General features: G+C 72.8%; 8 protein-coding genes and 1 pseudogene. 5 read left to right on the plus strand and 4 right to left on the minus strand.

Annotated elements, in window-relative coordinates; genetic code table 11:
* On the minus strand, positions 1-667 hold a 667-nt coding region (locus AB0K09_RS28245; RefSeq protein WP_366068244.1), incomplete at its 3' end, for an ATP-binding cassette domain-containing protein.
* Positions 668-809: 142 nt separating this feature from the next.
* On the opposite strand from AB0K09_RS28245, the gene AB0K09_RS28250 reads away from it, so the two are divergent.
* From AB0K09_RS28250 to AB0K09_RS28260, 3 genes are all read left to right on the plus strand, one after another.
* The gene (locus tag AB0K09_RS28250; protein ID WP_366068251.1) at positions 810-1,970 is read left to right on the plus strand and encodes a sensor histidine kinase; all 1,161 of its coding nucleotides are present in this window, start codon (positions 810-812) and stop codon (positions 1,968-1,970) included.
* Positions 1,967-2,626, plus strand: a complete 660-nt coding sequence (locus tag AB0K09_RS28255) for a response regulator transcription factor (protein WP_366068245.1) — start codon at positions 1,967-1,969, stop codon at positions 2,624-2,626. Before AB0K09_RS28250 ends, AB0K09_RS28255 begins: the two co-directional genes overlap by 4 nt.
* A gap of 66 nt (positions 2,627-2,692) precedes the next feature.
* Entirely contained in the window at positions 2,693-3,298 is a 606-nt protein-coding gene (locus AB0K09_RS28260; protein WP_366068246.1) for a TIGR03086 family metal-binding protein, read from the plus strand.
* Here AB0K09_RS28260 and AB0K09_RS28265 read toward each other — a convergent pair.
* Both AB0K09_RS28265 and AB0K09_RS28270 read right to left on the minus strand, forming a co-directional pair.
* Positions 3,261-3,479 (minus strand): DUF397 domain-containing protein, encoded by a 219-nt coding sequence (locus AB0K09_RS28265; RefSeq protein ID WP_366068247.1) that lies wholly within the window; start codon positions 3,477-3,479, stop codon positions 3,261-3,263. The two genes, AB0K09_RS28260 and AB0K09_RS28265, sit on opposite strands and share 38 nt — an antisense overlap.
* Positions 3,476-4,312: a helix-turn-helix transcriptional regulator gene (locus AB0K09_RS28270; RefSeq protein WP_366068248.1), complete on the minus strand. Its 837-nt coding sequence runs from the start codon at positions 4,310-4,312 to the stop codon at positions 3,476-3,478. Before AB0K09_RS28270 ends, AB0K09_RS28265 begins: the two co-directional genes overlap by 4 nt.
* Positions 4,313-4,423: 111 nt before the next feature.
* On the opposite strand from AB0K09_RS28270, the gene AB0K09_RS28275 reads away from it, so the two are divergent.
* Both AB0K09_RS28275 and AB0K09_RS28280 read left to right on the plus strand, forming a co-directional pair.
* Positions 4,424-4,723, plus strand: coding sequence for a hypothetical protein (locus AB0K09_RS28275; RefSeq protein WP_366068249.1), 300 nt, complete (start codon positions 4,424-4,426; stop codon positions 4,721-4,723).
* A pseudogene (locus AB0K09_RS28280) lies at positions 4,720-4,833 on the plus strand (DUF6255 family natural product biosynthesis protein); the annotation flags it as partial. The gene AB0K09_RS28275 and the pseudogene AB0K09_RS28280, both read left to right, overlap by 4 nt.
* A gap of 47 nt (positions 4,834-4,880) precedes the next feature.
* Here AB0K09_RS28280 and lysA read toward each other — a convergent pair.
* Positions 4,881-6,230, minus strand: a complete 1,350-nt coding sequence (gene lysA, locus AB0K09_RS28285) for a diaminopimelate decarboxylase (protein ID WP_366068250.1) — start codon at positions 6,228-6,230, stop codon at positions 4,881-4,883.
* Positions 6,231-6,285: the final 55 nt, after the last annotated feature.

Raw genomic sequence — 6,285 nt, forward strand, 5'->3', positions numbered from 1 at the left:
CGCCGCGCCGGGTGCCGCGGGCCGCGAAGTCCCGTAGCGGCTCGGCGGCGATGAGACGGCCCCGGCCGATGACGACGAGCTCGTCGGCAGTGTTCTCCATCTCCGACATCAGATGGCTGGAGAGGAACACCGTGCGCCCCTCGGCGGCCAGCCGCCGGAAGAGCCGGCGCACCCACAGGACGCCCTCCGGGTCCATGCCGTTGATCGGCTCGTCGAACAGGAGCACCGGCGGGTCGCCGAGCAGGGCGGTGGCGATGCCCAGCCGCTGCTTCATGCCGAGGGAGAACCCGCCGATGCGGCGGTTCGCCGCCTCGGTCAGCCCCACCTCCCGGAGCACCTCGTCCACCCGCCGCCGCGGGATGCCGTTGCTGCGGGCCAGGGCGGACAGATGGGCCGTGGCGCTGCGCCCGCCGTGGACCTGGCCGGCATCGAGGAGGGCGCCGACGTGCCGCAGGCCGCGCGGGTGGCGGCGGAAGGGGACGCCGCTGACGGTCGCGGCGCCGGTGGTGGGGGCGTCCAGCCCGAGGATCACCCGCAGGGTGGTGGTCTTGCCCGCCCCGTTGGGCCCGAGGAATCCGGTGACCCGGCCGGGCCGCACGGTGAAGGACAGGCCCTCGACGGCCGTCTTGCTTCCGTATCGCTTGGTGAGTTCGCTGACTTCGATCACGGCACCCACACTGCCGGGCGGACCCCTGTCCGGGCATGGGGCCGCGGGCGGCAATCGCGGGGGCCGGGTTCGCCCGTGGGCGTACGTCCCCGGGCGGATGTTCGCGCAGATGACGGCCGGTTAGTCTCGCGGCGTGAATGCGATGGGAACGAAGGCCGTGGCCTGGGCGGGGGGCGTCTGCTACCTCCTCATGACGGCTCTGCTGACCGGGGCCGCGCCACGGGCCTCGGGCACCGTCCACGGCGTCGGGGGACTGCTGGCCGCGAGCCTGCTCGCCGGCGCGGTGCGACGGATGCCGCTCCCGGCGCTGGCCGTGGCCCTCCTCGGGTCCACCGTCGTGGTGGCCGGCCCCCCGAGCTCCGCCCACGGGAGCGGGACGGCGTCGTACCAGGGCGAGTTCCTGGCATATCTGGCCGTGGACCTGATCCTGGGCGTCATCGTCGCCAACCGCCCGCGACGTGCCGCGACCGCCGCCGTGGCCGTGTCCTTCACCGTCCAACTGCTGGTGATCGGCGGCTTCGCGCACGGCGACGCCCTGGCCGTCAACGGCGTGATCGCCCTCCTGGCGATGGCCGCGTCCTGCATGGCCGGTCTGCTGAGCCGCGAGCGCCGCGAGCACGCGGTGGCGCTGCGCGCGCAGGAGGTGGCCGAGGCCGTGACCGCCGAACGGCTGCGGATCGCACGGGAGCTGCACGACGCGGTCGCGCACAGCATCGGCATCATCGCCATCCAGGCCGGTGTGGGCAGCCGCGTCATCCAGACCCAGCCCGCGGAGGCCCGCGAGGCCCTGCGCGCCATCGAGACCACCAGCCGGGAGACCCTGTCGGGCCTGCGACGCACCCTGGTGTCCCTCCGCCAGGCCGACCGCGACACCACGGCCACCGATCCCTTGCCGGGCCTGGCGGACATCGAACGGCTGACGGCCGCGACCGCCGACGCGGGGGTACGGGTCGAGGTGCGCCTGCGCGGGGACCGGCGCCCCCTGCCCGCCGACATCGACCTGTCGGCCTACCGCATCGTGCAGGAGGCGCTGACCAACGTGGTCCGCCACGCGGGCACCGGGCGGTGCCGGCTGACCATCGACTACGGGGACGAGGAACTGTCCCTGGAGGTCGTCGACGACGGCCGTGGCACCACCGTGAACGGTTCGGGCTTCGGCATCGTCGGCATGCGGGAGCGCGCCGCTCTGCTGCACGGGCGGCTCAGCGCGGGCCCGCGTCCCGAGGGGGGTTTCCGGGTAGCGGCCCGGTTGCCGCTTCCGCTGGCCGCTTCTTCAATCCGGGTTCCGGTGGAGGCCCGATGACCGTCCGGATCGTCCTCGCCGACGACCAGCCGCTGGTGCGGACCGGTCTGCGTGTCCTCATGGCCGACCACCCCGACCTGGAGGTCGTCGGCGAGGCCGCCACCGGCACGGAGGCGGTCCGACTCGCCGAGGACGTCGGCCCGGACGTGGTGGTGATGGACATCCGCATGCCCGGCATGGACGGCATCGAGGCCACCCGCCTGATCACGGCCGGCCCGTCGGCCGCCCGCGTCCTCGTCCTGACCACCTTCGACGAGGACGACCACGTCTACGGCGCGCTGCGCGCCGGCGCGAGCGGCTTCGTGGTCAAGGACATGGCGCTGGACGACATCCTCGCGGCGGTCCGCGTGGTCGCCGCGGGCGACGCGCTGATCGCCCCCGGAGTGACGCGCCGTCTGATCGCGGACTTCGTCCGCGAGCCGGCCGCTCCGCCGGTCCGCCCGCCGCGGCCGGTCGAGGGCATCACCGAGCGGGAACGGGAGGTCCTGACCCTGGTCGGCCGCGGCCGGTCCAACACGGAGATCGCGGAGGACCTCCACATCACGGTGGCCACCGCCAAGTCGCACGTGTCCCGGCTGCTCACCAAACTGGACGCCCGGGACCGGGTGCAGCTCGTCATCACCGCCTACGAGATGGGGCTCGTCGCGCCGCACTGATCCCGCCCCATATGGAGGTCCGATTCCCGCCGGAAGCGGCCTCGCGTGGTCGCCAGACTGGGCATCATGCATGACACGGACAGCATGTTGCTCGGCTACTTCGACACCGCGGCGGAAGGATTCGGCGATCGGCTGCGGGCCGTACCGGACACGTCCTGGGAGGACGCCACACCCTGCACCGAATGGAACGTGCGGCAGTTGGCCCACCACGTGATCCAAGGCAGCCGCATCTACACCGCACTGCTGCGCGGCGGCAGCAGCGCGGAGTTCATGGCGAACCTGGACCAGGGCGTGCTGGATGGCGACCCGGTGACCATCTACCGGGACGCGGTGGCCGAGTGCCGGGCCGCGTTCCGCGCCGCCGGTGCGCTCGACCGGATCGTCGACTACCCGTTCGGTCCGGTGCCGGGCAGGCAGTTGCTCGGCCTGTACGTGGTCGACGCGGTCACGCACACGTGGGACCTCGCCCGCGCGGTACGGCTGGACGAACGGCTCGACGCGCGCACGGTGCGCTGGATCCTCGACAACTTCGAGTGGATCTACGGCGGTGTCAGCGAAAGCCCGATCGCGGACAGCGACCGCTACTACGGGCCGGCGACGGGGGCGCCGGGCGCGTCCGCGCAGGACCGGCTTCTCAACGCGATGGGACGGTCAGGAGGGTGGCGGCCTTGACGGCCGAGACGAACCGCGCCCAGGAGGCGGGCACGAGGGCGAGCACCGGCCCAACAGGGGCCTTGCTGTCGCGGACGCGTATCGCGCCGGGTAAGGCGTCACACACCTCGACGCAACTGCCGCCGTGGCCGTCACTGTAGGAGCTCTTCCGCCACGCTATGGCGCTGAGATCTGCATTCATTTCGCGTATTCCTCCGCCGCCGACTGGATCAGGCGCAGGGACGCTTCCGGCGGCAATGCGGCGGCCCGGACCAGATCGTAGGACAGTTCCAAATGGGCGACCGCAGCTGGATCGTCGACGAGGGTTCCGGTCCTCGGGCCCTCGGCGTAGGCCACGGGCGGGGAATCTTCGAACGTCATGAGCGTGAGCATCCCTGCCAGCGCTGGAGCACCCGACGAGAAAGGCAGAACCTGGACGATGACGCGGCGCCGCACTGCCATCTCCGCAATGTGCGTCAGCTGCCCGTGCATCACATCAGAACCACCGGCCGGCCGACGAATCACGTTCTCGTCCAGCACCACCCACAACATGGGCTCTGTTGGATGCGTGAGGCTCCGGGCGCGGTCGAGGCGAGCGGCGATGCGCTCCTCCAGCTGCTCCTCCGGCATGGTGGGCCGTGTGGCCAGCATGACGGCCCGGGCGTAGGCGGCCGTCTGCAACAAGCCCGGGACGTAGATGGGCGCGTACTCCCTGATGCTGATGGCCAGACCTTCCAGGTACGCCACCTCCGCGAAGTAGTGGACATGCGGCGAGCTGTCGATCAGTCGCTTGCACATCCGCGCCAGGAACCCGTCCGTCTCCAGCTCCGCGTCGATCCGCTCCGCCAGTTCGAGCTGCGGCTTGCGCAGCGCCGCTTCGATCTGGCCGATGTAGGAACCCGAACAGAACACCTTCGCCCCCAGCTCCTGCTGGGTCAGCCCTGCGCCCTCCCGGCACCGTTTGAGTTCCGAGCCGAAGAACTCCCAGCCCACTTTCGCCTGCCCGAACCGCCTCGCCTCGCCACCGTTGGCCATGGCCTAACTCCCCCTGCTCACAAGCCCGTTGTCATCGGCTGACCCCTTCCGATGCTAGTCCCGCACAGCAACGCTTTGTGTGCAGTCAGTGAACGCACGTAAAGGGTGAACATGGACACAGGCCGACGGGACGCGGAACTCAGCGAAAAGGTGCGGGAGGCCAACCGGTGGTCGGCCGGGGCCCCCGCCGGGCCGGTATGGCTGGTGCAGCCACGGGACGACGGGCGGCGGGCCACCGAGCACACCTACGCGCAGGAGTGCGACTCCTGCGGCCACGGCTCGCGGCGCACCGCAGACCCGGCGGACGGCACGCTGTGGATCCTCAAGCACGTCACGGGGAACCCCACCCACACCGCCTACACGCAGACCGTCAAGCGCGCGTGGCGGGCCCGGCGGCAGGCCGAGTCGTGACCGGTACCGGATGCCCGCACCCGTACTGGGACGTGAACGGCTCCACCCTCACCTGCGGCCGCTGCGGCGTGCGCCGGTTCGCCGACTACCGCTCGCTCGGGCCGGACGTCGGGCTGCCCACCTGGCCGTGCGGCGAGACCGTGACCGTCACGGGCGCCTACTCGCCCACGTCACGCGCCCGCAGATCCTCCGCCGTCTCGCGGCGGATCAGCAGCCGGGCCCGGCCGCCGGACACGGCGGCCACCGGGGGCCGCCCGATCATGTTGTACGCCGAGGCCATCGACACCTGGTACGCCCCGGACGCGGGGACGGCCAGCAGGTCGCCCGGCCGGAGGTCGCCCGGCAACGGCACGTCCTCGGCGAGGATGTCGCCGGCCTCGCAGTGGCGGCCGACGACGGTCATGGACCGCGAGGGGACGACGGAGACGCGGCCGGCCAGGCGGACGGTGTAGCGGACGCCGTAGAGGGCGGGGCGGGGGTTGTCGCTCATGCCGCCGTCGACGGCGACGAAGGTCCGCGAGCCGGTGGTCTTCACGGCGAGGACGCGGTAGAGGGCGACGCCCGCCGGGCCGGCGATCCAGCGGCCCGGCTCGACCGTCAGACGCGGGACGGGCAAGTCGGCGTAGGCGCAGCGCAGGGTGAGCTCGGCGCGGACGCGGTCCGCGTAGACGGCGGGGGAGAAGGCGGGATCGCCGTCGTGGTGCGGGATGGCGAAGCCGCCGCCGAGGTCGAGTTCGGGGAACGTGACGCCGTGGGTGTCGCGGAGGCGGGAGAGGAGGGCGACGAGGCGCCGGACGGCGGTGACATAGGGGGCCACGGAGGCGATCTGGGAGCCGAGGTGGCAGTGCAGGCCGACGAGTTCGAGGCGGGGCTGGCCGAGGACGCGGGCCACGGCGTCCTCCGCCTCGCCGCCGGCGACGGGGAGGCCGAACTTCTGGCCCTCGACGCCGGTGCGGACGGCGGCGTGGGCGCCGGCGGTGACGCCGGGGACGACGCGGACCAGAACCTTCTGGCGCTCGCCGGGCGGGACGAGGGCGGCGAGGCGGGTGATCTCGCCGGTGCTGTCGATGACGATGCGCCCGACGCCCAGGCGCAGGGCGGTGCGCAGGTCTTCGGGGCTCTTGGCGTTGCCGTGCAGGACGATGCGGTCGGCGGGGAAGCCGGCGTGCGCGGCGAGTTCGAGCTCGCCGGCGGAGCAGACGTCGAGGGAGAGGCCCTCCTCGGCGATCCAGCGGACCATGGCGCGGGAGAGGAACGCCTTGCCGGCGTAGGCGACGTCGGCGCCGGGCAGCGCGGCCCGCCAGGCGCGGGCCCGGGCGCGGACCTCGTCCTCGTCGACGACGTACGAGGGGGTGCCGAAGCGGTCGGCGAGCTCGCCGAGGGCGACGCCGCCGACGGCGAGGGCGCCGGAGGGCAGGGTGGCGGTGGAAGCGGGCCAGACGGACACGGGGCGGGGCTCCTCCGCCGGCGAGGACGGCGGCTCGGCGGGGGCCAGGGGCAGAGACACGGGCTCTCCTTCGGAGGGATTCGCGGAATGAACGGTGGGCGGGCGAACGGCGACG

The organism is Streptomyces sp. NPDC049577 (genome assembly GCF_040675635.1).
Classification (GTDB): Bacteria; Actinomycetota; Actinomycetes; order Streptomycetales; family Streptomycetaceae; genus Streptomyces.

Coding starts and splice junctions, on each gene's coding strand:
- AB0K09_RS28275 (WP_366068249.1), top strand. CDS start 4,424: ATGGACACAGGCCGACGGGACGCGGAACTCAGCGAAAAGGTGCGGGAG.
- AB0K09_RS28270 (WP_366068248.1), bottom strand. CDS start 4,312: ATGGCCAACGGTGGCGAGGCGAGGCGGTTCGGGCAGGCGAAAGTGGGC.
- AB0K09_RS28265 (WP_366068247.1), bottom strand. CDS start 3,479: ATGAATGCAGATCTCAGCGCCATAGCGTGGCGGAAGAGCTCCTACAGT.
- AB0K09_RS28250 (WP_366068251.1), top strand. CDS start 810: ATGGGAACGAAGGCCGTGGCCTGGGCGGGGGGCGTCTGCTACCTCCTC.
- AB0K09_RS28260 (WP_366068246.1), top strand. CDS start 2,693: ATGCATGACACGGACAGCATGTTGCTCGGCTACTTCGACACCGCGGCG.
- AB0K09_RS28255 (WP_366068245.1), top strand. CDS start 1,967: ATGACCGTCCGGATCGTCCTCGCCGACGACCAGCCGCTGGTGCGGACC.